22 protein-coding genes and 1 pseudogene are annotated in these 24,959 nt (G+C 41.5%); 17 read left to right on the top strand and 6 right to left on the bottom strand.

Features of this window, described 5'->3' with window-relative positions; translation table 11 throughout:
* Positions 1-216: 216 nt before the first annotated feature.
* Both B4Z47_RS16855 and B4Z47_RS16850 read right to left on the bottom strand, forming a co-directional pair.
* Positions 217-621 (bottom strand): NUDIX hydrolase, encoded by a 405-nt coding sequence (locus B4Z47_RS16855; protein ID WP_115048201.1) that lies wholly within the window; start codon positions 619-621, stop codon positions 217-219.
* A 137-nt stretch (positions 622-758) separates the two neighbouring features.
* On the bottom strand, positions 759-1,547 hold the full coding sequence (locus tag B4Z47_RS16850; protein WP_070568473.1) for a PhzF family phenazine biosynthesis protein: 789 nt from the start codon (positions 1,545-1,547) through the stop codon (positions 759-761).
* Between the two features lie 329 nt (positions 1,548-1,876).
* On the opposite strand from B4Z47_RS16850, the gene ligD reads away from it, so the two are divergent.
* Positions 1,877-4,576, top strand: coding sequence for a DNA ligase D (ligD, locus tag B4Z47_RS16845; RefSeq protein ID WP_115048204.1), 2,700 nt, complete (start codon positions 1,877-1,879; stop codon positions 4,574-4,576).
* 39 nt (positions 4,577-4,615) lie between these two features.
* Positions 4,616-4,801, top strand: coding sequence for a hypothetical protein (locus tag B4Z47_RS16840; RefSeq protein WP_046675983.1), 186 nt, complete (start codon positions 4,616-4,618; stop codon positions 4,799-4,801).
* Positions 4,802-4,879: 78 nt separating this feature from the next.
* Here the strand turns inward: B4Z47_RS16840 and B4Z47_RS16835 are convergent.
* A pseudogene (locus B4Z47_RS16835) lies at positions 4,880-5,059 on the bottom strand (zinc-binding dehydrogenase); the annotation flags it as partial.
* Between the two features lie 640 nt (positions 5,060-5,699).
* On the opposite strand from B4Z47_RS16835, the gene B4Z47_RS16830 reads away from it, so the two are divergent.
* The 12 genes from B4Z47_RS16830 to B4Z47_RS16775 all read left to right on the top strand — a co-directional run bounded on the left by B4Z47_RS16830 (position 5,700) and on the right by B4Z47_RS16775 (position 17,159).
* On the top strand, positions 5,700-6,536 hold the full coding sequence (locus B4Z47_RS16830; RefSeq protein WP_115048205.1) for an SDR family NAD(P)-dependent oxidoreductase: 837 nt from the start codon (positions 5,700-5,702) through the stop codon (positions 6,534-6,536).
* Positions 6,537-6,635: 99 nt separating this feature from the next.
* Positions 6,636-7,586 carry a helix-turn-helix domain-containing protein gene (locus B4Z47_RS16825; protein ID WP_115048207.1) on the top strand — a complete coding sequence of 317 codons (951 nt, stop codon included), beginning with the start codon at positions 6,636-6,638 and terminating at the stop codon, positions 7,584-7,586.
* 142 nt (positions 7,587-7,728) lie between these two features.
* The gene (locus tag B4Z47_RS16820; protein ID WP_112374578.1) at positions 7,729-8,301 is read left to right on the top strand and encodes a Crp/Fnr family transcriptional regulator; all 573 of its coding nucleotides are present in this window, start codon (positions 7,729-7,731) and stop codon (positions 8,299-8,301) included.
* Positions 8,302-8,379: 78 nt separating this feature from the next.
* The gene (locus B4Z47_RS16815; RefSeq protein ID WP_112374579.1) at positions 8,380-8,769 is read left to right on the top strand and encodes a RidA family protein; all 390 of its coding nucleotides are present in this window, start codon (positions 8,380-8,382) and stop codon (positions 8,767-8,769) included.
* Between the two features lie 240 nt (positions 8,770-9,009).
* Positions 9,010-9,627 (top strand): alpha-ketoglutarate-dependent dioxygenase AlkB family protein, encoded by a 618-nt coding sequence (locus B4Z47_RS16810; RefSeq protein ID WP_115048209.1) that lies wholly within the window; start codon positions 9,010-9,012, stop codon positions 9,625-9,627.
* 270 nt (positions 9,628-9,897) lie between these two features.
* On the top strand, positions 9,898-12,378 hold the full coding sequence (locus B4Z47_RS16805; RefSeq protein WP_286727697.1) for an ATP-binding protein: 2,481 nt from the start codon (positions 9,898-9,900) through the stop codon (positions 12,376-12,378).
* A 15-nt stretch (positions 12,379-12,393) separates the two neighbouring features.
* Entirely contained in the window at positions 12,394-12,741 is a 348-nt protein-coding gene (locus B4Z47_RS16800) for a response regulator (protein ID WP_286727696.1), read from the top strand.
* Positions 12,742-12,951: 210 nt separating this feature from the next.
* Positions 12,952-13,320, top strand: coding sequence for a nuclear transport factor 2 family protein (locus B4Z47_RS16795; protein WP_115049527.1), 369 nt, complete (start codon positions 12,952-12,954; stop codon positions 13,318-13,320).
* A 132-nt stretch (positions 13,321-13,452) separates the two neighbouring features.
* Positions 13,453-14,208 carry a helix-turn-helix domain-containing protein gene (locus B4Z47_RS16790; protein WP_115049529.1) on the top strand — a complete coding sequence of 252 codons (756 nt, stop codon included), beginning with the start codon at positions 13,453-13,455 and terminating at the stop codon, positions 14,206-14,208.
* 35 nt (positions 14,209-14,243) lie between these two features.
* Positions 14,244-15,395 (top strand): FAD-dependent oxidoreductase, encoded by a 1,152-nt coding sequence (locus tag B4Z47_RS16785; protein WP_115048212.1) that lies wholly within the window; start codon positions 14,244-14,246, stop codon positions 15,393-15,395.
* Between the two features lie 116 nt (positions 15,396-15,511).
* Positions 15,512-16,228, top strand: a complete 717-nt coding sequence (locus B4Z47_RS16780) for an FAD-binding oxidoreductase (RefSeq protein WP_115048214.1) — start codon at positions 15,512-15,514, stop codon at positions 16,226-16,228.
* 139 nt (positions 16,229-16,367) lie between these two features.
* Complete coding sequence (locus B4Z47_RS16775) at positions 16,368-17,159, top strand: hypothetical protein (protein ID WP_070568446.1); 792 nt, start codon at positions 16,368-16,370, stop codon at positions 17,157-17,159.
* A gap of 137 nt (positions 17,160-17,296) precedes the next feature.
* On the opposite strand, the gene B4Z47_RS16770 is transcribed toward B4Z47_RS16775, so the two are convergent.
* Positions 17,297-18,178, bottom strand: coding sequence for a DJ-1/PfpI family protein (locus tag B4Z47_RS16770; RefSeq protein ID WP_286727695.1), 882 nt, complete (start codon positions 18,176-18,178; stop codon positions 17,297-17,299).
* 405 nt (positions 18,179-18,583) lie between these two features.
* Here B4Z47_RS16770 and B4Z47_RS16765 point away from each other — a divergent pair, with 405 nt between their 5' ends.
* Entirely contained in the window at positions 18,584-19,519 is a 936-nt protein-coding gene (locus tag B4Z47_RS16765) for an alpha/beta fold hydrolase (RefSeq protein WP_286727694.1), read from the top strand.
* Between the two features lie 137 nt (positions 19,520-19,656).
* Here B4Z47_RS16765 and B4Z47_RS16760 read toward each other — a convergent pair whose 3' ends face one another.
* Positions 19,657-19,812 (bottom strand): hypothetical protein, encoded by a 156-nt coding sequence (locus tag B4Z47_RS16760; protein WP_159332901.1) that lies wholly within the window; start codon positions 19,810-19,812, stop codon positions 19,657-19,659.
* A 205-nt stretch (positions 19,813-20,017) separates the two neighbouring features.
* Between B4Z47_RS16760 and dinB the strand changes: the two genes are divergently transcribed.
* Complete coding sequence (gene dinB / locus B4Z47_RS16755) at positions 20,018-21,199, top strand: DNA polymerase IV (protein ID WP_070568437.1); 1,182 nt, start codon at positions 20,018-20,020, stop codon at positions 21,197-21,199.
* Positions 21,180-24,116, top strand: a complete 2,937-nt coding sequence (locus B4Z47_RS16750; protein ID WP_286727693.1) for a DNA polymerase III subunit alpha — start codon at positions 21,180-21,182, stop codon at positions 24,114-24,116. Before dinB ends, B4Z47_RS16750 begins: the two co-directional genes overlap by 20 nt.
* 9 nt (positions 24,117-24,125) lie before the next feature.
* On the opposite strand, the gene B4Z47_RS16745 is transcribed toward B4Z47_RS16750, so the two are convergent.
* Positions 24,126-24,677: a DUF4382 domain-containing protein gene (locus tag B4Z47_RS16745; RefSeq protein ID WP_286727692.1), complete on the bottom strand. Its 552-nt coding sequence runs from the start codon at positions 24,675-24,677 to the stop codon at positions 24,126-24,128.
* Positions 24,678-24,959: the final 282 nt, after the last annotated feature.

The following is a 24,959-nucleotide window of genomic DNA, read 5'->3' as shown; positions in this document are numbered from 1 at the left end:
TACGCCTTTTTTTACAAAAAATAAAACGAAAGCAAATCAACCGTTGTTATAAGAATACTTTTCATAAATTAGGTTAATAACAGGTAGTAAAAACCTTGAGATCCCCCCTCAAGGTTTTTTGTCTTTATCTCACTGTTTTACTGAGCCATGCACAAACTTTCAAACAACTTGGTATTCATCCTAAGCCCATTAAAGTCGCAGCAGCTCCGGTTGGCACTAGTTGATCAGGTCTAGTTCTTTCAATTTTCCCAATATAAGTCGGACGACGGCAGAGGTTCTGCCAACATCACTGAGGGTTATCCATTCAAATGGATCGATTTCACTTGCTGCCTGTAGTGTGCCCGAATAATCCGCAAAATAGCAGGTCATCTTCACGATTACATCAGCCTCTTTGCCATCGGCCGGGGCTTGGAAGGTCTCAAAATAACGGATCGAATCTTCTTGGACCTCAACGTTGAGTTCTTCCTTAATTTCTCGCTTCAGACATTCTATGTCAGATTCATTAGGTTCTCTTTTGCCTCCTGGCAAATAGAGCTTTGACTTTGATTTGGAAAGTGCCGTCAACACTTTTTTATCCGAAATGCTGATCAATGCGACCTTATCTATAACCTTATTGTCCATATTACAAATTTAGTGAATTAAAATGATGTAATCGGTTAACAAGCTATGATCACTTCGCTTTTTCCTGTTTGGATTAAAGTTGTTTTTTTTTATTCTTATTACAGCATTTTAACGATGTACTTCTAAAGCAATGATCGTTAATCGATCCAAATGAAACCCTGAGAATAGGTACGGGCCTTACCGGCCACGATCACTCTATCGTTTTTGTTTTCGCAATAAAGTTGCCCCTCTCTTTCAGACAGCTGACGGGAAAAAAGAGTATCCTTGCCCAATCTTGATGCCCAAAACGGAATAAGGGAACAATAGGCAGACCCAGTAACGGGATCTTCGAGGATCGTTGATTGCGGTGTAAAGTATCTGGATACAAAATCACTGTCGTTTCCTGTTGCTGTGACGACCACACCTCCGGGATCAAGATTAATCAGATCAAAAATGGATCTGTTAATGTGGATGTTTCTGACCTCTTCCTCAGATTCGTATAGTAAAACATAATCTCTTGATTTATAAGTCTCTTTGGGTTGGATGTTAAGCGAGTTTTTAATAACGTCGGGCAGTGCGGAAGGCTGTGGCATTCTGGATGGAAAATTCATATAATAAACTTCGTCTTTTATATCAACAGTTAATTCACCTACTTGCGTTTCAAAAACAATTTTGCTTTTTTGATAGTCTAGGTGCTTAACCAGGCAATGGACGGTCGCTAAGGTTGCATGGCCACATAGGTCCATTTCAATTTCAGGTGTAAACCATCTTAAATGGATTGTATCACCGTTATCTATGAAAAAGGCCGTTTCCGCCACCGCATTTTCACGTGTAATTTTAAACAGTGTCTCATCGGGTAACCACTCTTTTAACGGTACCACGCAGGCTGGGTTTCCCCGGAAAATTTCTTCTGTAAAGGAATCTATTTGATATAATTCTAACTTCATGATGGATAAATTGCTGTCGTTTGTAAAGTTAATTCGATTCATGAAGATTAGCTTCATTGTTTACAGAATTTGACAGTAAACGCTATATTAACCGATGCTGTACAATCCCTTTGAACAGGTCCCGGGCTGTCAAATCCAAAGATTATTATGTTCTTTTTCGCTCAAATTTTTCCTTACTGTAATTAGGTAGAAATACAACAGATGTTATTGTGAAGCAAAATGATGAATAGTAATAAACAGTTGAACAACATTTTGAGGGAAATATTTTAAACCTTTTTCATGCTACTATTGTGTTATAGAGAAAATGGGGGTAAAGTAAATAAATAGCTATGGGACTATCGAAATATCGTGAAAAGCGTTCTGAAGAGAAAACCCCGGAACCGTTTGGGGGACAGCCAAGTGGGACTGAACTACGCTTTGTTGTGCAGAAACATGATGCCTCTCATTTACATTACGACTTTCGTCTTGAGATGGATGGTGTTCTGAAAAGTTGGGCAGTACCAAAAGGGCCTTCTATGGATCCTAGTATTAAGCGCCTCGCTATGATGGTAGAAGATCATCCCTATGATTACCGAGACTTTGAAGGGGTGATCCCCAAAGGTCAATACGGTGGCGGTACCGTGATCGTCTGGGATGAAGGGACGTATGAGCCAGCTGAAAGTGGCCTTAAGGAAGTAGCTAAACAAGAAAAAGACCTGTTGCATCAGCTCTATTCCGGCAAGCTTAAATTTAAGCTCAATGGTCAAAAGCTAAAAGGAGAGTTCGCTCTTGTTAAAGCCCACGGACGTGGAGATAACGGGTGGCTGCTCATGAAACTAGACGATAAATATGCCAGTGAGAAAGATATTACAACAAAAGATAAATCAGTGATCTCAGGCAAGACAATTCCACAGATGGAAAAATCACCCGATCAGGTTTATGGTAAACATATTATCAAAAAAGACAGTACGGTAAAAGATAAGCGTTCAACAAAAAACAAAGCATCTGAGCTAATCAATGATCAGCTTGAAGCTGTTCCTACGGCGACTTCCAAAAAGAAAACGAATATTCAGGCACTTTTAAAAAATGCGCCAAGACAAAGATTCTATTCCCATATCGAGCCTATGCTCGCTACCTTGGTCGATAAACCCTTTGATGATGAGGGCTGGATCTATGAAGTCAAGTGGGATGGATATCGCGCAGTAGCTTTTATGAATAAAGGTGAGGTGGAACTAAAATCCCGTAATGACAAGAGCTTTAATGAAAAATTCTATCCCATCTATGATCAATTGAAGGAGCTGAAATTAGATGCCATCTTGGATGGGGAAGTTGTTGTTTTAGGTGGAAACGGCACGGCCAATTTTGGCTCGCTCCAAAATTGGCGGAGTGAAGCGGATGGCGATCTGGTTTATTACCTTTTCGATATCCTTTGGTATCAGGGACAGGACCTGAAAGACCTAACATTGCTCGAGCGTAAGGCAATTTTAAAAGAAATCATTCCCAAAGGCAACAGCATCCTGGTCAGTGAACATTTTGAAACTTCCGGAATACATTTTCTGGAGGAAGCTAAAAAGCTTGGTTTAGAAGGGATTATGGCGAAGCGTAAAGATAGCACCTATCATCTCCATAATCGATCAAAGGACTGGCTTAAAATTAAAGCAAATAAAAGACAGGAAGTTGTCATAGGCGGGTATACACTGAATGATGATTCAAGTAAGCAGTTTAGTAGCCTTCTTGTAGGCGTCTATGAAGGAAAAAAATTGATCTACACCGGAAAAGTCGGTACTGGCTTTAATGTTAAGCTTCAAAAAGAAATGATGAAGCTATTTAAACCGCTTGTTATTAATAAAGCACCTTTTTCTGAAGAGCCCGACGTCAATAAGCCCTCGCGTTTCAGGCCAAATCCGCCACATGCTACCGTGACATGGCTTAAACCTGAACTTGTCTGTGAGGTGAGCTTTGCGGAATTAACCAGCGACGGTATTATGCGGCATCCTTCGTTTGACGGAATGCGGGAAGATAAAAGTGCCAAAAAAGTAATTCTTGAGGAGGAAACTCCTACAGAAAAAATGGTAGACGATATGGAAGATAAAATTGTTACACCCAGAGTAAAAGGGCCGCGGAAAACACTATTAAATCCGACCGATAAAACCCAGGTCAGAAAGGTAAATGGCCATGAACTAAAGTTTACCAATTTAGATAAGGTGTTTTGGCCGAAAGAGGGAATAACCAAAAGAGACCTCATCAATTATTACTATCAGGCTGCTCCATTTATATTGCCCTATCTTAAGGATAGGCCACAGAGTATGAACCGTTTTCCGAACGGCATTGAAGGCGAAGGTTTTTATTTTAAGAACGTGACTGATACGGCACCGGAATGGGCAGAGACCTATCTCTACCACAGTGAAACAGATGAAAAGGACCGTCATTATCTTGTGGGCAAGGACGAAGCCACATTGCTCTATATGGCAAATCTTGGCTGCATTGAAATGAACCCCTGGAGCAGTACGGTTAAAAAGCCTGAAAATCCATCGTTTTGTATAATTGACCTTGATCCGGACAAAAATTCGTTTGATCAGGTTGTTGAAGCTGCTCAGGTCACAAAGAGCATATTGGATGATATGGGGGCGACTAGCTATTGCAAAACCAGTGGCTCTACAGGGCTTCATATCTATATACCGCTCGGTGGCAAATATACCTACGAACAATCTAAAGAGTTTGCCCGGGTAATTGTCACGCTAGTCCATCATGAGCTTCCTAAATTCACCAGTCTAGAGCGGTCCATAAAAGACCGCAAAGGGAAAATGTATCTTGATTTTTTGCAGAACAGGCCACATGCGACCATTGCAGCCGCATATTCTGTCCGCCCCAAGCCAGGAGCGACAGTGTCTATGCCACTTCATTGGGACGAAGTGAAAAAAGGGTTAAAAATAAGCGATTTTCATATTTTAAACGCGATTGAAAGAATGCAGAGCGAAGGAGATATTTTTAAACCTGTATTGGGAAAAGGGATTAACCTAAAAAGTATAGTGGATAAATATTATAAATAAATTTCATTTTTAAAAATCAATAACTTTAAACGAGTATTTATGAACGTAAAACGCTTTTTCGGAACAATACTGACTATTCTTGGTATTGTCGGTTTAATTTATACAGGCTATGAACTCATCAATAAAAGCACTGCGTACACCAATTTAGGGGTAGTGGGCGTTTTAGCTTTGATTTTCTTTTTTGCCGGTATCGGTCTGGTGAAAAATACCAAAGACGAGTCTTAGTATTAGCCACCAGTTAAAGACCAGCAGGGATTATAGTATATGGTGATCTCGATACATTTTTTTGCATCGCTGACCGTTTTATAAGGTAACCACTATCTTTCCGACGGTACGGCCGGTTTCGATTTGTAGATGAGCTTTTGCCATCTCGTCGAAACCGAAAACATGCGAAATGTGCGGTTTTAAAATACCATTTTCCAATAAGGATGCTATTTTCTGCATATCGCGACCACTTGAATAGACTGACATGAAATAACAGGCATGTAACTGTTTTTTTTGAGCCTGAAGCTCATCCGCTTTGCTGGCTTATGAATTTGGATTTACAGACGAAAGCCATATCAACAAGTTCTTCAAAAGACATAAGGGTATGATTTTAAAAGGGTTTCGTACCAGTGCGCTCTTGGGTAACAGGGAAGAGGCTTAAGTCAGATGCTCGGCTTTTTTATAAAAGATCAAACGAATACTGCATTCTGGTTGTTCCTAATACGAAAAATGAGACGATTGCTTTTGCTGGCTTGATTTACACTTTGTCAAGCCAGCATTTTTTGAAACCGACTATCCCATTATTGGGATCATAACTATATATCAGGGCCGGACTATTCCGGCCTTTTTTACTATATGGTAGCAAATCTTGAACCTGGGATATTTATTGTATATGTCGGGTTGCCTTTTGCAGATATTGCCTTTAGCTACTTCATCTTGCTGTACAACTAATGTTTTTTCTAGATCATCCCAAGGCTGTTTCACAGCCTTGAAAACATGTTGAGAAATTTTCTAATACCATGATACTAAATTCCAGTAGCCCGTAATTCTTTATTTTGGTTAGGATTATCCTCATTATGGCAACGTAAGTAAATCCATTTTAGAAGCAACTTTGCATTCATATTAATATTAGTTAAAAATGGAAAATAGGCAAAAGGAAAAAGTTTGGTTCATTACAGGATCTTCAAGAGGATTTGGAAAAATATGGACAGCAGCCGCTTTGAAACGTGGCGACAAGGTGGCAGCTACAGCACGTAATATAAATAATATTGCCGCGTTAAAAGAAACGTATGGCGATCAGGTTCTGGTTCTTGAAGTGGATGTAACCAATCGCTCCCAAGTGCAAAATGCGATCCACCAAGCCAAGCAGTATTTTGGCAGATTGGATATTGTGCTCAATAATGCAGGGTATTCTTTAGTGGGGACCATTGAAGAGAGTAGCACTGATGAGGTAAAAGCCATGTATGAAACAAATATTATCGGACCTATCCATGTGATTCAGGCAGCATTACCCATACTGCGAGCCCAAGGGCATGGCCATATTTTAGGGACATCCAGCGCTGTCGGCATTTATAGCAATCCCCTAATCGGGTACTATTGTTCTTCGAAATTTGCGTTTGAAGCTATTTACGATAGTTTGTCTAAAGAAGTTGCGGCATTTGGCATCAAAGTAACGCTGATTGAACCTGGGGCTTACAATACCGAATTTGGCAGCACCGAATCACTGAAAATAGCCAGCAAAAAGCTACCGGATTATGATGATTTGAAAAGTCAGGTGATGAAAAATTTACAAACGATGAAGCGGGGAAATCCTAGTGCCACTGCCGATGCGCTATTTGCTGTTGTAGATGCTGAAAACCCACCGTTGCGATTCCTTTTGGGTAAAAATGATCTGCCATTTATCCGTCAAATTTATTCAGAGCGTCTCCAGAAATGGGAAACCTGGAAAGCGATTTCTCAAGCAGCCCAAGGCTAGTGATCTATGTCGTCGGTAACAATCTTGCGATCTATTCGCTTTTCTTTTTTGTGAGGAAAAGCGAATATTGTTTAACTTGTAACCTAGAATTTTTATAATATGGTTTCCAAAAAATCGAATCATTCCGTAAAAAGATTTAATACGCTGGCCGATGTCATGCAGGCATCAGGTTTTCCGCCGCCGCAGCATCCCTTAATTGTTTTGTTGAATGGGGTAGACAAGCCACTTGAAGGTCATGCTCCTCCTAAATCACATGTGTTGAACTATTATAAAATAGCTTTTAAACCAGATGCCGGAGGGGAACTAATCTATGGCCATACCAAATTTGATTTTAAAGAGGGCGGTCTGTTTTTTGTTGCTCCTCAGCAGATTCTCTCTGCTATAGAAACGGATAAGCAGAAGGAAACTGGAGAACAAAGCATACTTCGCCCACAGATCACGCTGCTCATAGATCCTGATTTTTTATTGCACTATCCGTTAGCCCAAAAGATCCATCAGTATCACTTTTTCTCCTACGCTACCAATGAAGCGTTGCACCTTTCGAACAAAGAAAAAGAAACCATTCTATCACTTTTCAGAAATATAGAAGAAGAACTTGAGAACCGTATAGACGAGATGAGCCACAATGTGATCATCGCCCAGATTGAACTGTTGCTTAATTATGCCCAACGATTTTATAACAGGCAGTTTCTGACCCGAAAACAAAACTATCCAAGTATTGCCGAGCGTATTGATCAATTGTTGGAGGATTATTTCAATAGCGATAAGGTCCTGAGTGGAGGAGTTCCTACTGTGAATTATTTGGCTGATCAGCTGCATATGTCAGCGAGTTATTTAAGCGATCTGTTGCGAAATCTTACCGGTCAAAACACCCAGCAAATCATTCATGATAAAATGATTTATCGGGCAAAGAATAAGTTATCTACCACAGCTCTCCGCATTTCTGAAATTGCATTTGAATTAGGTTTTGAACAACCGCAATCTTTTAGCAGATTGTTTAAATTAAAAACCAAACAAAGTCCACAACAATATAGAGCTCAATTCAACTAATTTTTACGAATACTTAAACTCTCCGCACTATTTTTTCCGCGGCGGATTTGTATCAGCGTTTTTGAGAAAACACTTCATTTAGTCAATTTTACAATGGAAGTTTTAACACTTGTAATCAGCAGTAAATGGTACTTACAATCTAATGGAAGATAAATATAATCTGTTAAAAGAACATATAGAGAAAGTCGTTGTACTTACTGAAGATGAATTTGACTTGGTAAAAGCATGTTTTATTCAACGGCAGTATAGAAAGTCGGAATGTATTTTTAGGGAGGGCGATACCGTAAACTATATTTACTTTGTATTGTCTGGTCTTCTTAAATTTTATTATACAGACGATGACGCTAAGCAACATATTGTTTCATTTGCAATGGAAGACTGGTGGGAAACCGATGTTTCGGCCTTTTATACACGCGGAAATGCTTCATTTACTTTGGAATGTCTTGAGAACACAGAATTACTTTGTCTATCGCTGGAAAATTTTGAAAGGTTGTGCAATAGGCTTCAAAAGATGGAACGCTTTTTCCTTCGTAAATCAATTGCCGGCCATATCGGGTCACAGCAACGGATCTTATCATTTTTAACCTCGGGAGCAAAGGAAAGATATGAGCAGCTGATCAAAAGAAATCCCGCTTTGCTGCAACGGATTCCAAAATTGTTGCTCGCTTCTTACCTAGGCGTATCCAGGGAGACATTAAGCCGTCTGTTTTCTTGATTTTATTTAATTGTGAGGTTTGTCACACAGATGAATGTAAAAGTATTTTGAGCTTTGCTCCATAATAATTTTACAGAAATGGAAAAGAAAATAATCAATCCTTGGAACTGGCAGGAAGCCAGAAATTATGTGCAGGCTGTTGAAATTAAACATGCCAATTCAACCTTATATGTGTCGGGACAATGTGCTATTAGTGATGATGGCGTATCGAGCACTGCTGATATGAGAACGCAGATTTTTCATACTATTGAAAATCTTGGAAAAGTTATTCAATCAAGTGGATATGAAGCTCGACATCTCGTTCGCCTCAATATCTACACGACCGATTCTACAGCGCTATTTGAAAACTTTGATGTAATTCAGGATTGGATTACTAAAAATAAAGTGAAGCAAACAAGTACAGTTTTGGAAGTCAAGACATTGTTTGAAACTTTGAAGGTAGAACTGGAAGCAACACTGGTTAAATAACGTCAGGATTAAAAAAATGGCGATAGCTCGTTATTTGCCATTTTTTTATTGTTGAATAACGTCCATAAACCGCATTTGGTTGGAAACTCATAAAGGACAATTCTAATAGCTATAAAACGAAATAATCAGCAAAACTTTTCCCCTAAAATCGCAAACGCTCTGCAGCGAGGATTGTTCTTTCTTTGCAGGCATAGGTTTTTGATGCTTCGGAAAATCGTATAAATTTTAGCTCATTATTCCATGGATCAGCTTAGCTTATTTCAACATGAAGGATATATTTTTCCGGAAGATCTCCTGAACTTTGAACCGGACTTCCTTACGCAGGAGGAAGCTAATCAGTTGTTTGATTTCCTGCTGAAAGAAGTTCCCTGGCAGCAGACATCCAAAATAATGTACGACCGAACGATATTGACTCCTCGCTTGACCGCCTGGTATGGCGACGAAAATGCGACTTATCAAATGGCCGGAAAAAGGATAGCCGTGAATGAATGGCTTATCCCATTAAAGGCGTTGAAGGAGCGGATTGAACAGCGGTTTCATTGTACATTCAATTCCGTCTTGCTCAATCTATATCGCGACAACAACGATTCAGTCGCTTGGCACCGCGATCGCGAGAGCGAATTGGGCAATAGACCCGTGATCGGGTCGGTGAGTCTGGGACAAGCACGCTATTTTGATTTCAGGAAAGTGGACGATCATAATAAGAAGTATTCGTTGCTACTGAACCATGGTGCTCTGTTGTTGATGAAAGGCAATTTGCAGGAGACATGGGAACATCGAATCGCAAAATCTACGCAAAAGATGAGGGCAAGGATCAACTTGACATTTCGCCTGATCAACGAACTAGAGAATGAATAAACAATTTTTGTTTAAAGATCAAAAGAAAGGGAACCGTCCATTGTTATAACAATACTTTTCATAAATAAGGTTAATAACAGATAGTAACAACCTTAAGTTCTCGGCTCAAGGTTGTTTATCTAACATATTTTAATTTGAATTAATTCTTTTTTTATTAAAAAACTATTCAAATAAAATTGTTGTTTTGTTATAAACTAAATTTCTATAGCATATTACAACTTTATGCACAATCAAAGATACCCCAAAAACGATAACAGCCATCCTCTTATCATGGATAATAATTATAAGCTGGTCGCTGATATGATTAAAAAAGATCTTTTTGGAGTGCTCCTTAAAGCTAAATTAATATGTAATACGGAAATTGCAGTGTTGACTTTATTTGATAACAGTCAAAATTTTGTACAGACTTATTTTCATGATGTCGATGGCAATGTAAGTATCGATAAGGTATTTTTCGACTATGTGTTTGATGTCAACGGCACGCTAGAAATTCCAGACGTTAGCACTGAGCCTCAATCGCAGCGCAATTCAGTTATTTTCCAAAATTTTGGCATACTGTATTATTATGAGGCACCGTTAATCGGTTACGACGGAAAAATAATTGGTTTTTTAAGCGTTATGGATAGACGCCCCAACAAGCTTACGGATAGTCAACGGACTCTTCTTTCATTATTGTGTATAGAAGTTCTTAATTTACTTCAAGAGAAAAACCAGCATCTCCAGTTAACTAGTAAGTTGGAATATGTGAAGTCTACACTAGACATGACCAGTCAGGTTGCCAGAGTAGGGAGCTGGGAGTATGACTTAGTTGATGATTATATCGATTGGTCTGAAATGACCAAGATTATTCATGGGGTTCCAAAGGATTATCGTCCATCTATTGAAACAGCAATAGAGTTTTACAAGGTTCCTCAACATAAAATGAAAATTGTTCAGGCTATAAATTGCGCAATATCTACGGGAGCATCATGGGATCTTGAATTGGAGATTGATACCTATCAGGGTACAAGGTTGTGGGTTAGAGCATTAGGCAAAGCAGCTTTTAAAAAGGGTAAATGTGTTCGACTATATGGCACTTTTCAGGATATCGATAAGCGTAAACGCTCTGAAGCGGAATCGATACGTTCTAAGAAAATGCTTGAAGATGTTTTGAATGCCACTACTGCCGTTGCTATCATAGCAACTGACGCAGAAGGGGTGATAACCCTTTTCAACCGGGGCGCAGAAAATTTATTGGGGTATAAAAATGAAGAAGTGATCGGTAAAATTACGCCGACATTATTTCATAGCAGTAGAGAAGTTAGAGATCGCGCGAAGGAACTTGAAATTGAATTTGGCTATCCGATTAGTGAATTTAGAGTGTTCGTCGAAATAGCGGAGCGCTACGGATACGAGCAAAGAGAGTGGATTTATATAAAAAAGGATTTTACGCAACTTTATGTATCTCTTGCCGTTACTGCAATGCGTGATATTTCTGGTCAGATTATAGGTTATCTTGGCATTGCCACAGACATCACGAAGATTGTACTTCAAAGAGAAGAGTTAGAGAAAGCTAAAAAGCTTGCTGACCAAGGTAGCGTGGCGAAGTCAGAGTTTCTCGCCAATATGAGTCATGAAATTCGTACACCTCTTAATGGGATTATAGGGTTTACGGATTTGATGAGTCGAACAAAACTAGACGATACACAAAAAGAGTATCTTTCCATTGTTGATCAGTCTGCTAATCTTCTTTTGAGTATCATAAACGATATACTTGATTTCTCTAAAATTGAAGCTGGCAAATTGGAGCTTTCTGTTGAAAAAAATGATCTGTATGAGATGTTTGCTCAGGTGGCAAGTTTGATTGATTTTCAGTGGAAAGCCAAAAAATTAGATTTTCGGGTAAATTTATCAGAATCACTACCACATTATGTTTGGGTTGACTCACTTCGTCTCAAACAGGTGCTCATGAATCTTTTAAGTAATGCAATAAAATTTACGGAAAAGGGAAGTGTCGCGCTACACGTTGATGTACTATCTTCGGACGAAAATTCCACGACGCTTCGCTTCTGTGTTACGGACAGCGGAATCGGTATTAAACCGGATAAACAGCAAAAGATATTTGAATCATTTTCTCAAGAAGACGCGTCAATAAGTAAAAGATTTGGAGGAACAGGGCTAGGACTTAGCATTTCCAACCAATTGCTAAAAATGATGGACAGTAAATTACAATTGGAAAGTGAATACGGAAAAGGTAGCAAATTTTATTTTGAAATAACATTGAGATCTCTAAAAGGGGATGTATATGAATGGAAACTTTTAGAATCTTTACATATTATGATAGTCGCCCGGCGAGATGCCGAACGAGCAAATATTGCATTGATGTTGCAGATGAAGAAAGTTAATGTCTCGTTGGCCGATAACGGATTTGAAGTTCTTCAATTGTTGACTAAAGGAGAACGGTATGATGCGATTATTATCGACAATGATCTACCTATTATGAACGGTATCGATACTGTAAAAAAAATCAGGGAAAAGTTACTCTACAGAGGAGTTGGACAGCCCGTAGTTTTAATGTTATCAGTGCTTGAAACCAACCCAGCCCTTATTGCTGAAAGCAGCAATATTATTCATTGTATTAACAAACCAGTTAAAGTAGATCAACTGTATTCAACATTAGTTGCTGCGCTACAGCTGAATGAAGGATCTATCAAATATGCTGAAAAAGAAACGCTCATTTTGGAAGGCAAATATAAGATTTTAATTATTTAAGATAATAAATTTAGTATGTTGCTCACCAGAACCATTGTACAGAATGTTCTTCCCAATGCTGAAATCATAGAGGCTGTCGATGGTTTCGCGGGATTTGAATTGTTTAAGGACAATAGGCCTGATTTGGTATTCATGGATATACAGATGCCTGAAATGAATGGATATGAGTTAACTGAATTGATTAGGAAAAATGAGGACGGTAGGATGCATACACCAATTATAGCATTGACTGCAAGCAATATTAAGGAAGAAAAAGAACGATGCATTTCGTGTGGAATGGACGATTTTGCAGTGAAGCCTTTTGTTAAGAAAACAGTGCTGGAGCTTTTGAGAAAATGGTTGATAAACGACGACAATGAGTAAAGAATAAATCTACTTCACAATTATCGAATGTCCTACTTAAATCCTAATCTCTACAGTTCGTCGTAGCATTGAATATATCTTATTTCATCGTTTAAAACAACATGTTCCTCTGTGTGGTTTTATAAACTAACGGCGTATCATACTGATCCATCACAAGATCTAATGCTTGTAGACCGACAAAAATTAATGATTCAAAACAAATTGATAAAAATGAAAAATATAAGAATATTACAGATAGCCAATGAATTTATAGCAAAGGGAGATTATGAAAGCTTCTTAGCTTATTGTACTGCAGACACGAAATGGGTCTTTGTAGGGGATCGTATACTCCATGGGAAAGAAGAAGTCCTTGCTTATATGAAAGAGTTCTATCAGGAACCACCAGTTTTTAATGTGGAAAAATCGATTGAGGAAGGCGATTCTGTTATGGTGACCGGAGAAATTCGGTTGAGAAATAAGGCCGGAAAATATGAGCATTTCGATTATTGCGACATTTGGCGATTCGAAGATGGAAAAATGGCAGAGCTTAAAGCATTTGTAAATGAAAAACACGGATCGCCGCTATCGTCATCCGAATAGGCTTGGTATTTGATCTATTTCGTGTGTGGTTATACAATAATCCGTAATTTTGATTAACGTGTGGGGCTTTTCACCGGATGTGCCATAGTGAATTTAGCGGGGAAGGCTATTGCGCACAAACTCACTAAAGCAATGGAAAATGAATTAATATATCAGGCAGTAAAACCTGACAGGCCGTTAGCGGATTTTGTTGACAGCTTTTGGCTTTTACAAAATCAATCGGATTGTGATAAAGAAGTTGTGGTACTGCCTGACGGACGAGTTGATCTATTTTTTACGCAATCTGCAACAGAGCCTTTCCACATGACGCTTTTGGGCATCCAAACTAAGCCGGGGCGGGCGACCATTGCGCCTTTGCGACAGACTTACGCCATCAGTTTTAACCCGCTTGCAATCCAATCTGTTTTTCAGACCAGCATCGCCAACTTGGTGGACAGGGCAAGCCTCTTGCCTCCTAATTTTTGGAACTTTAGTGCCGACGACCTGAATGACTTTGATTTATTCTGTGCGAAAGCGACAAAAAAAATACAGTCACTTTTGCCACGTGAAGTTGACAACAGGAAACGAACACTGTTCGACCTTATTTATACATCAAACGGGGCGATTACAATCAAAGAACTTGCAGCACAATCGTTTTGGAGTCGGCAGCAGATCAACCGTTATTTCGATCAGCAGTTCGGACTTACGGCAAAAGCATATTGCAATATTATCCGCTTCCGTGCTTCCTTTCAGCACATCAAAGAAGGCAAATTGTTTCCACAACAAAACTTTGCCGATCAATCCCATTTTATTAAAGAAGTCAAGAAACTTGCAGGTGTTTCACCAAAAGGACTGTTGAAGAACCAAAATGAGCGTTTTATACAATTTTCAACGCTCAGATCCACCTAATTTTGTTCAGTCAAAAAAATTAAATTGTACTGGATATGAAATTACAAGACAAAAAAGTGGCAGTCGTTGGCGGTGGTCCAGGCGGACTCACATTAGCCAAACTCTTACAATTAAAAGGAGCAAATGTAACCGTATATGAACGTGATAGCAATAAAGAAGTTCGCCAGCAGGGAGCCACACTGGACCTGCACGAAGAAAGTGGGTTGGAAGCTCTTCGCAGGGCAAATTTGATGAATGAATTTAAAGCTAGCTTTCGACCCGAGGCTGGACGTTTAAGGGTGTTGGACGGCCAGGTCATCATCAAAATGGATGAGCACGAGCTTCCACATAAGGATCAGGAAGATCGTCCTGAAATTGATCGTGCCCCTTTGCGTGATATTTTAATAAACGCATTGCATGAGGGTACCATTGTCTGGGACAGTCAGTTTGTTTCAATGGAAGAACAGGATCATGGCTGGCTTCTGAATTTCAAAAACGGAAAATCTTTTTACGCTGACCTTGTCGTTGCAGCGGATGGTGCAAACTCAAAAATTCGCCCTTATCTCACCGATATTAAGCCGACTTATTCTGGCGTGACGATTGTTGAGGGAAATGTCTACGAGGCTGAAAGAAACGCACCGAAACTTTGGGAAATCACAAAAGGCGGAAAAGTCTTTGCGCTTGGAAACGGACAATCCATTATTTTAAGTGCAAAAGGAGAGGGCAGTTTATTGTTTTATACCGGTTGTAAAGTCCCTGAAAATTGGGTGCAGGAAAGCGGCATTGACTTTAATAACAAGCAACAGGTATTTGATTGGTTTAAAGTCGCGTTCTCCTCCTGGAGCGAACAATGGCATGAACTTTTTGCAAGTAATAAAATTTGGTTTATGCCACGCCCGCAATATTATTTTCCATTGGACCAGACTTGGCCCACATTACCCAACTTGACCATGCTTGGCGATGCGGCACATCGTATACCGCCCTATGCCGGTGAGGGTGTAAACCAGGCAATGCAGGACGCTTTTGAGCTGGCCGAAAATTTGACCAGCGATCATTTTCCGGATATTCAGACGGCAATTTCACAGTATGAAAAACAAATGCAGGCAAGGGCGGCCGAAGTTACCAAAGATACGTTGGAAAACACCGAAATATTACACGCGGAAGGTGGCCTTGACAATTTGCTGGCGATGTTTAACGAGCGGAGGTAAACCACGCTCGGCCATTTCGTGGGCAAAAACCACGATTAATCCAATACCTACTCTTTTCCGTTCTATTTTATACGATCGGTTCTGCTGTACTTTGCTTTGAACAAAATATAAATACTATGCCAAGTGCACCAAAGTGGTTATTTGATACCTTAGAATTCTTAACGCCCAAGCTGCCTTTGACCGAAGTTGTCGAAACAGTCTCTTTATCAAAATCTGTGAAGAAGATGTGTTTTAAAGGGGATTTAAAAAATGTACAATTTACGGTCGGTTCGTTCATAGACTTCAGAATTAATGATACAGAGGCTCGAAGATATACCGTTTCCCATGCAGATACTGAAAAGGGCTTGTTTGAATTCGTCGTCTATTTGAATGGTAAAGGTTGTGGAAGTCGTCTTATGGCGGATTTGAAAGTGGGCGATCAAATTGTGATGTATAAGCCAAGAGCGTTAAGTAGGTACTATGATAAAACAACGCAAAGATTTGTCATTTTTGGCGATGAAACTTCGTTAGCACTTGCTTGTTCTTTTCTTCCAGTGTTAAAGAAGAACAAGCATCAGTTTATGTTTATTTTTGAATTAGAGGAAGAGAACAAAGATGTTCCAAAATTATTGGGTTTGGAAAACTGCCTGATATTTTCCAAAAACTTTTTGTCCAACAAGCAGGAGTGGGTAGGCAAACTGTCGGTGATCGATACTCCAGATTGGCAAGAAGCTAAGTTCGTGTTGACAGGTAATGCAAAATCGGCTCAACTCTTCAGAAAAATCATTAGAGAAAACACCAATGGTACCGTTTATTTACACGGCTACTGGTTAGCCGGTAAAAAGGGATTATAATTAGCTTTGAATTATCATACACATCTATTCATTAGCCGCCTGGGCTGGTCCAGCTTGGTAACTAAAGGTGAACCGTGGGCGATGAAGATGAAGGATTGTCAGCATTAAACCGTAATTTTATCGTTCAAACACGTTGAACATGACATTTCTATACCAGTATTTTCGCTTGTATTGGGTGCTAGCGGCATTCCTATTTTCCTTCCATGTTTCTGCACAAAAGCAATCAGGAGTGGACAGCAATGCGTTGGCTATTCACTTTGTTGACGGACAACTTCCTGAAGGTAACTATACCGCAGCGGTGTTGGGAATTCCTCGACCTAATGCATCGCAGCTTGCAATTGTTGAGAAAATGAAACAAGCCTTGAAAGCCAATGAAGATTGGTTTTTCAAAACAATGAAGGAATTAAAACCCGGAGAGCCTATACCATATCACAAAAATCTAGGGATTAGCGAAGCGGAGTATGCTACTTTTATGGAGTTCTCCCAGGCTATCAAAATAGATAAAATAGGGGCTATGGAGCTCAAGATCGTTCGAAAGGACAATAGCATCCATTTCGAACCTAAAGACTTCGGCGATTACTTAAAATATGTGGTCATCAATTTAAAAGACCAGCGGGTCAGGGTTGATAGCCTGGGCTTGGAATACAAAGGGCAGATCATTATGGATGCTAAACGGACAACACTGGTTGCTGGACCTTGGGCAGGTTACTCCTGGCAACTCGAAGAATTTAAGAAAGACGGACAATTAATTTTAGATCCGAATAAAGTGGATCCTGCAGAGATGGGAGAACTGAATATAAAATCTATTGAGGTGATAGTTGGCAAACTCGATCATAATAATCAGTGTTTTCTATATGTCAAGAGCAATATTGTCGATAAAGGCCATGTGCTTGCAAAACAGGATATAGCCCTTTTATTAACGAAAGAATAGGCAGAAATTCAGAAATATACCTAACTTTAAATTAGAGCAAAGCCCAAAGCCGGTTTAACATTTGGCTCAAGCGGACATCTAGCCAAAAAGGCTCCCTTATCGGTTAATAAGGGAGCCTTTTATTTGAAAAAAATCGCCTATCCATTTTCCACTTTTGATTTTTCATAGGCGAGAAGTTCATCTGCGCAGAGTTTTCCGAATTTATCGGCCGCCAATGGGCTATCCCCAGTAATCAATTTTCTGTCAACGTGACAATCGCCGGCAATTTTTTTATTCAAAATTTCGATCCCAAGCTGTTTGAGTTTTTCGCCATAAAACCAGGGCATCTCGCCCGGCTGGTATCCACTTTCTGGCAAAGCCTTATCCATTTCATCGGGAAACGAATTGATCTTATACCCCTTAAAGGGAAATTCAGCGTCTCCGCAATCTGCAGCGCTTAAGAGCGCTGCCGGGCCATGGCAGATTGCCAAGAGATATTTATCTTCAGTTACCGCCCATTTGATAAGTTCTTTTACATCATTATTTTCAGGTAGCCCGAGCATTGCGCCATGTCCACCTGGAATAAAAACGGCCACGTAGTCAACGTATCCTTTGTTCGTATCAGCTATAAAATCCCGTAGGTTGTGCGGGTTTGAAAATTGTGTATTATACTTGTCGAGGATGTTACCGATGTTTTCATCTTCGTACGGCATAGCCCACATTTCGAATTTTACAGGAGCACCGGTTGGTGTGTAGAAGTCAACCTCAAATCCAGCCTGTTCGAAATGAAGAATGGGAACGAGTGTTTCGACCGGATGATTGCCTGTTGAAAATTTCTTTCCATTTTTCATGGTCATATACCGTTCTTCTGTGCAAAGCACAAGAATCTTTTTTCGGGTGTCCTTGTTGACATCGCTGTACTTTTTTTTGCTGTAATTTGTCTTGGTCGTAACCATTGTCTTTCTTGAAAAAAAAGAAGGTTCGTAACCAATCCCGTCAAATACGGGTTCTTTGCTCAAATCGTTTGAAAATAATGACATAGTAATATTTTTTTTGGTTCGACATTGGTGCTATTGATAAGCTTCGAAGGTCAAACTTTCCACATTTATTAATCTTTAAGAGATAACAATATCAAAACCCATGCTGTTTCGCCTAAAAAATATTTGTAATCAGGGCAAAATATTTTACGAGGAACTTGGCTTTATGTACTCAAAAATATTTCATCGCTAAAGTAAATAACCATATTAGGTTTTAAGGTAGCTTGGACGCTGTTCAAGCGGGCTTTTTCTTTTTGTACATGAGGGAACATATTTTCCAATTTGCCGTCTCTTCAATACAATCCAACAGATCGATATCCGGCATCAAGGTATACGTTTCATTTGGCAGAAGTAAAAAAAATATTAGCTCCAGTGTAACAGATGTTTACCTCCATATACTTATTGTATATGAAAGAACTATTCAAAGCAATGCTGTTGCTGTTTTTAGGCACAGCTTTTACGAAAGCTGTATCGGCGCAGTCTAATACGAGTCAATCGGTTATGGTTGAGGGAAAAAAAATAGCCTATAAAACCAGCAATCCTGCCAACCGCAAAGCGGGGGAACCTATTTTGGTGTTCGAAGCCGGATTGGGCGGCGGTACATTTGATCCGATTTTACCCCTTTTGCCCAACCATATCGCGAGTATTCAGTACGAAAGAAGTGGTATTGGTAGTTCCGAACCCGACTCCCGTATTGTGACAGATAGCCAGGTGGTGGCGCGCTTACATGGCCTTTTGCAAACCTTGGCCATTCAGCCCCCTTACTTGTTGGTGGGGCATTCCATGGGAGGCCCCTACATCCGTCTGTTTGCGGCCCAATATCCCGATGAAGTATGCGGACTGGTATTTTCGGACCCGACGGATTTTATGTTAACCGAGCAAGAGGATGAACATGCTAAGGTGGTCTCGAAGAGTAAAACGAGCTATCAGCAGATTACAAAGATTATTATGGAGCAGATGTCCAAAAATAAAAATTCCAGTGCGGGAGCACATATTGATGCTGCTCGAGCGCTAACGTCCATTTCAAAAGGATACTTTCATGAATATCGAACATTGCCGCCATTGAAAAAAGAAATTGCTGCTACAGTAATCATATCCTACAACAAAAATATTGAACTGCCCGATGAAGAGCTGGACCGTAAACTAAATCTGGGTATCAATTTTAAGGCATGGTGGAAAGAATACGATGAATTGCGAATCCAGCATTATGCAACATTGTTGAAAGACAATGACCATAGCATGCTTGTCCTGCTCCCGAAATATTCACATGGTATTTACTACCAAAATCCGCAATTGGTCGCAAAACTTATACAGGACAATTTTAATAGCTATAAAAAAGAATAACTACTTCGAGTCCGTTGATTCGAGGGTGGATCCGATGTAGGAATCAAGGCTTTTTATTTTCCCCTTTTCTTCTTTACAAGCGCGTTCCAATCATCTTGCAGACTTTCTGTGTCGACCAATAATAGCGCATTGTCTATCTACAATAAATCGTCTTCCCAAAGTGGTGTTGGGCAAGTTCGTGCGAGCAGCTGTTCAAGATTTCCTTTCATGGGTTTATAGGCGTGCTCGCCAAATTTTCGCCATAAGTACATGAATCCTTCACGCTTTAAATAGCTGAGTATCTTTTCGTTCATAGGTCGCGTTTTGTAATAAACAGCACGGCCGCCATCTTGTTTAAGCCAACGACCGACTATAAATTATATCGCTGACAATGAATGTGATAAAAATTAAACCATTGTGCCTTCTTGATTGTTTGCTAATAATATTAGTAATTTTGAACTGAGCAACTACCAAATTAAGAGAGGCCGAAGGACGGCTTTTTTATACAATTGAAAAAACATGGAGAGGAGTATAGTACATTGTGATCTCGATACATTTTTTGTATCTGTCGAGCGCTTGCAGAACCGTAAGCTCATCGGAGTACCCGTGCTCATAGGAGGAAGTAGTGACCGCGGGGTAGTTGCGTCTTGTTCCTATGAAGCCCGTAAGTTTGGCGTGCATTCCGCTATGCCGATGCGGCTGGCACTACGCATGTGTCCCGAAGCCGTTGTAGTCCGGGGCGATCACGATCGATACAGCCACTATTCCGGTATCGTTACACAGATTATCGAAGAAGAAACGCCTATTGTCGAAAAAGCCAGTATAGACGAACATTATCTCGATGTCTCCGGTATGGACCGCTTTTTTGGTTGTTGGAAATGGACCCAGGAGCTCCGCCAGCGTATTATCCGAGAGACTGGGTTACCCATTAGCTTTGGCCTGTCGGTCAACAAAACCGTCTCTAAGATCGCCACCGGTACGGCCAAACCCTGTGGCGAAAAGCAGGTACAAAATGGTACCGAAAAAGGTTTCCTCGCACCGCTATCCATCCGCAAGATTCCCATGGTAGGCGAGAAGTCCTTTACCTTGCTCCGAAATATGGGGATTTCCAAGATCGGAACCCTACAGCAAATGGAGGTGTTCACCATGCAGAAGGTCCTCGGGGAAAATGGGATCAACATCTGGCGCAAAGCCAATGGGCTTGATGATTCCCTGGTGTTGCCTTTTCGGGAGCAAAAGTCCATGTCCAAAGAAAATACCTTTCAGCAGGATACTATCGATATGGATGTACTCCGTCGCACGCTGATCAGCATGGTCGATACACTCGCTTTTGATCTGCGCAAAGAGCAGAAACTAACCAGCTGCGTCACTCTCAAGATCCGTTACAGCAACTTCGATACCCATACGCAGCAGTTGCAGATTGGCTATACCAATTCGGATCGAAAGCTTACCGATGTGGTGCTTTCGCTATTCAAAAAACTCTATAGCCGCAGGATGCTGATACGGCTTATTGGGATCAAGTTCTCGGGCCTGATATACGGTTCTTACCAGACCGATCTCTTTGACGATAGCGCCGAGGAGGTTAACCTCATGCAAGCCATGGACAAGATCCGAAAACGCTATGGGGCCGAATTTCTGATGAAGGCCATCTGTGCGCCGCTGCCGGAGAAAGGAGGGGAGCATGCTCTTAAATCTACATAGCTATTATAGCCTACGTTTTGGTACCCTCAGCCTGCAGGATCTCGTGTCGGGCATGCTTGCTGGCGGTTATGATACCGCCGTGCTTACCGATATCAACAACAGTTCGGGATCACTGGATTTTATCAAACTGGGGCGCGCAGCCGGACTGAACCTACTCGCAGGGATGGAGTTCCGCAACGACGATCAGCTTTGTTTTGTAGCCATCGCCAAAAATGAGTGTGGCTTCCGTGAGATCAATGAGTATCGAACTAAGCTCAATATGGAAAACCGCGCTATACCGGAGCGTGCGCCCGAATTTGAGGAGGTCTTTGTCATCTATCCCTTTAGCAGGCTCAATGCCTTTCCATTGCGGGACTTCGAATACATCGGCGTTCGACCCAGTGAGCGGACCCGCGCCCAGCTGATGGACCGCAAGGTACTTGATCGCTGTGTGATAATCGCACCCGTCAGTTTCCGCAAAACCGACTACACCTTACATCGGCAATTAAGGGCGATTGATAACAACTTGTTAATTTCGCAGCTTAACAAAGGGCAGATCGCTGCCGAGGACGAGGTATTTATCCCTCGGGTCAAGCTTATGCGCTTATTTGCCGACTTGCCCCAATTGCTGGCCAACACCAACCGTATACTGGGCCAGTGTTCTTTCAGTTTCGATTTCACCAGTGTTAAAAATAAAGCAACCTTTACCGGTAACCGCTACAACGATAAGCAGCTCCTGCACAAGTACTGCATGGATGGCTTTACCAGGCGCTATGGCCGCAATGATCGGGTCGCAACCGAACGCATTCAGCGCGAGCTTGAGATTATCGAAAACCTGCGTTTCTCCAGTTATTTCCTGATTACGGACGATATCTGCCGCTACGCACGTGGGCGCAATTTTCACTACGTAGGCCGCGGATCGGGGGCCAATTCTGCTGTTGCTTATTGCTTGGGGATCACCGATGTTGACCCCATTGCACTTAAGCTTCCCTTTGAGCGTTTTCTCAATCCCAAGCGCAAGAGTCCGCCTGATTTTGATATAGATTTTAGTTGGAATGAACGCGACGAGATGTACGAATATATTTTCAACCGTTATCAGACAGGACATACAGCCCTGATGGGCGCCATGAGCACCTTTCGCTCCCGCAGCATCCTGCGCGAGCTGGGTAAGGTATATGGACTGCCCAAGGCCGAGATCGACCGCCTGGTGCATGAGCCCGATCATATGCTCAACAAAAATGAGGTGACTAATACAATTCTGAGCGTTTACAACCGCATGGCCGATTTTCCCAATCAGCGGACCATCCATGCCAGCGGCGTGCTCATTTCGGAGGAACCGCTCACCTGTTATTCGGCGATGGACAATCCGCCCAAGGGATTGCCGACCATGCAGTTTGATATGTATGTGGCCGAAGATATCGGTTTTGAAAAGTTCGATATCCTTTCCCAGCGAGGTATCGGCCATATCAAAGATTGCCGGACCATTGTGCGGGAAAACTTGGGTGTGGTGATCGATACCGACAACCCCAAGCGTTTTTTTCAGGATGCCCATATTGCGACGCAATTAAAATCAGCCAATACCATCGGCTGTTTTTATATCGAGAGCCCGGCCATGCGGCAGTTGCTCACCAAACTGCGTTGCGATGATTACCTGACGTTGGTGGCAGCGTCCTCCATTATTCGGCCTGGTGTGGCCAGTTCGGGTATGATGGGCGAATATATCCGCCGGCATCACGACCCCACGACGGTCATCTATCCGCACCCCGTGTTTAAGGAACAGCTCGAAGAGACCTATGGCGTGATGGTCTATCAGGAAGATGTGATGAAGATCGCCAATGCCTACGGTGGACTCGATATGGCCGATGCCGATGTGCTGCGGCGCATGATGTCGGGCAAATACCGGAGCAAAGACCACCTGATCGAAATCGAGGATAAATTCTTTTCCAACTTCAAGGCCAAGGGATACCCCGAAAAGACGAGCCGCGAGATCTGGCGGCAGATGGAAAGCTTTGCGGGCTATTCATTTAACAAGGCGCATTCCGCATCCTTTGCTGTAGAGAGTTATCAGAGTCTTTTCCTCAAGACTTACTATCCTTTGGAGTTTATGGTTGCGGTACTCAACAATTATGGTGGGTTTTACAATCGTAAAGTCTATGTCAATGAAGCACGAATTTCAGGCGGCAATATCTGCCTGCCCTGTGTCAATCAGTCCGTTTTTAATACCTCCATTCAGGGTAAGGATATTTATCTGGGTTTTGACTGCCTGCTCAACTTGGAGGGTAAACTGGCCCATCGCATTATCGAAGAGCGCGAAGCGAATGGCACCTATACGAGTCTGGAAAATTTTGTTAAGCGCACACAGACGGGTATTGAGCAGGTTGTTATCTTGATCCGTGTTGGAGCCTTGCGCTTTACGGGGACGGGAAAAAAGCAATTGCTGTGGGCTTCGCATCTGATGATGAGCAAGCATAAGCCTGTTGCAACGGGTATGGCGCTCTTTGAGACTGAGAGTCGCAAGCCTATACTGCCACCCTTGGAAGAAGATATCTTGGAGGACTATTACGACGAAATGGAGCTGATAGGCTTCTGTGTCACAGGGACGCTTTTTGATCTTACCAAAAGCAATTACCGGGGCGATATGCCAGCCAGAGAACTCCACTTGTTTGAAGGAAAAATAGTCCGCGTTGTAGGGGATTTTGTCTGTGAGAAATTTGTGAAGACCAAGCGTGGCGACCTGATGAAATTCGGTACTTTCCTCGATGCCGAGGGGCGCTTTTTTGATACCGTCCATTTCCCACAGAGCCTGGTCAAATATCCGCTCCATGGGACGGGAATCTATTTGGTTGAAGGCAAAGTTGTCGTAGAATATGGTTGCCCTTCCATTGAGGTGATCCGCTGTGCTAAAATGCCGTTAAAGCCAGACCCTAGAAGCGAGTAACCTGCCGCTTTAATCCAGTACTGCGGTGAGGTTGGGATTAATCACAAATTTACCTTCTGCAGTCTCTTGGATGAAATCTGATAGATTGATATGAAGCATTAGCGTATGGTTTTCATTCGGAGAAAGCTTATTGTCGGCAGCGATATTCACCGCGATAATTTGTCCTTGCGGCATCTCTAAAGCATAGGGAAGGTCATCTATGACTATTTCATTTCCTGTAGGGGCAACTTTTAGCATAACTTCCTGTAGGCTGCCATGGGGCACATGTCCACCCGCGATGATGCTATCCTTTTGAATTCGGAGGATGTTTACCCTTTTATTTGCCTCGATTTTTCCTCCACCTGCAGACGTGCGGGTCCATAACTTCTGGATCTCGAGATGGACTGCATCATACTGATCACCTTCAGTTTTTACCGTTACTTTTAAGTGCGCCTGCTCGGGTGCGGGGCTATCATCCTCATGGCAGCTACCTAAAAGTATGAGGAGGACCAGGCCCATAAGATGCAACAGCACAGAAACCCTGCGGGCGGTTAACTTTGTATTTTTTCTATTGGAAATCACGGGCATAATTGTTTTTTATAATTGAACACAGGAGGAGCGGTCATCGTTTGCTTTTTTGTAAAAACAGCCCGCTACGTGAGCCATATACACATTGTCCATTTTTCTCTTACTATTCAATTTAACTTTTCATATCTTTGTAGTTCATGCAAAAACAACTATTCACATATTATAGTTTAGCGATTGGAATGATTGCCTGATTCCGGGTGTCTTGCTTCTTGCGTTTCGCTGGTAATAAGCATGTTACCAGTGGTATACCTGTGAGTCATTCGGATGACCAATAAT

This window comes from Sphingobacterium sp. UBA2610 (assembly GCF_002339225.1).
Taxonomy (GTDB): Bacteria; Bacteroidota; Bacteroidia; order Sphingobacteriales; family Sphingobacteriaceae; genus Sphingobacterium; species Sphingobacterium multivorum.
The sequence above is the reverse complement of the archived record's forward strand: the minus strand, read 5'-3'. Positions and strand labels throughout refer to the sequence as shown.

Bases quoted from the DNA above. Each gene is read 5' to 3' on its own strand.
- B4Z47_RS16855 (WP_115048201.1), bottom strand. From the start codon at position 621: ATGGACAATAAGGTTATAGATAAGGTCGCATTGATCAGCATTTCGGAT.
- B4Z47_RS16850 (WP_070568473.1), bottom strand. From the start codon at position 1,547: ATGAAGTTAGAATTATATCAAATAGATTCCTTTACAGAAGAAATTTTC.
- ligD (WP_115048204.1), top strand. From the start codon at position 1,877: ATGGGACTATCGAAATATCGTGAAAAGCGTTCTGAAGAGAAAACCCCG.
- B4Z47_RS16840 (WP_046675983.1), top strand. From the start codon at position 4,616: ATGAACGTAAAACGCTTTTTCGGAACAATACTGACTATTCTTGGTATT.
- B4Z47_RS16830 (WP_115048205.1), top strand. From the start codon at position 5,700: ATGGAAAATAGGCAAAAGGAAAAAGTTTGGTTCATTACAGGATCTTCA.
- B4Z47_RS16825 (WP_115048207.1), top strand. From the start codon at position 6,636: ATGGTTTCCAAAAAATCGAATCATTCCGTAAAAAGATTTAATACGCTG.
- B4Z47_RS16820 (WP_112374578.1), top strand. From the start codon at position 7,729: ATGGAAGATAAATATAATCTGTTAAAAGAACATATAGAGAAAGTCGTT.
- B4Z47_RS16815 (WP_112374579.1), top strand. From the start codon at position 8,380: ATGGAAAAGAAAATAATCAATCCTTGGAACTGGCAGGAAGCCAGAAAT.
- B4Z47_RS16810 (WP_115048209.1), top strand. From the start codon at position 9,010: ATGGATCAGCTTAGCTTATTTCAACATGAAGGATATATTTTTCCGGAA.
- B4Z47_RS16805 (WP_286727697.1), top strand. From the start codon at position 9,898: ATGGATAATAATTATAAGCTGGTCGCTGATATGATTAAAAAAGATCTT.
- B4Z47_RS16800 (WP_286727696.1), top strand. From the start codon at position 12,394: ATGTTGCTCACCAGAACCATTGTACAGAATGTTCTTCCCAATGCTGAA.
- B4Z47_RS16795 (WP_115049527.1), top strand. From the start codon at position 12,952: ATGAAAAATATAAGAATATTACAGATAGCCAATGAATTTATAGCAAAG.
- B4Z47_RS16790 (WP_115049529.1), top strand. From the start codon at position 13,453: ATGGAAAATGAATTAATATATCAGGCAGTAAAACCTGACAGGCCGTTA.
- B4Z47_RS16785 (WP_115048212.1), top strand. From the start codon at position 14,244: ATGAAATTACAAGACAAAAAAGTGGCAGTCGTTGGCGGTGGTCCAGGC.
- B4Z47_RS16780 (WP_115048214.1), top strand. From the start codon at position 15,512: ATGCCAAGTGCACCAAAGTGGTTATTTGATACCTTAGAATTCTTAACG.
- B4Z47_RS16775 (WP_070568446.1), top strand. From the start codon at position 16,368: ATGACATTTCTATACCAGTATTTTCGCTTGTATTGGGTGCTAGCGGCA.
- B4Z47_RS16770 (WP_286727695.1), bottom strand. From the start codon at position 18,178: ATGTCATTATTTTCAAACGATTTGAGCAAAGAACCCGTATTTGACGGG.
- B4Z47_RS16765 (WP_286727694.1), top strand. From the start codon at position 18,584: ATGAAAGAACTATTCAAAGCAATGCTGTTGCTGTTTTTAGGCACAGCT.
- B4Z47_RS16760 (WP_159332901.1), bottom strand. From the start codon at position 19,812: ATGAACGAAAAGATACTCAGCTATTTAAAGCGTGAAGGATTCATGTAC.
- dinB (WP_070568437.1), top strand. From the start codon at position 20,018: ATGGAGAGGAGTATAGTACATTGTGATCTCGATACATTTTTTGTATCT.
- B4Z47_RS16750 (WP_286727693.1), top strand. From the start codon at position 21,180: ATGCTCTTAAATCTACATAGCTATTATAGCCTACGTTTTGGTACCCTC.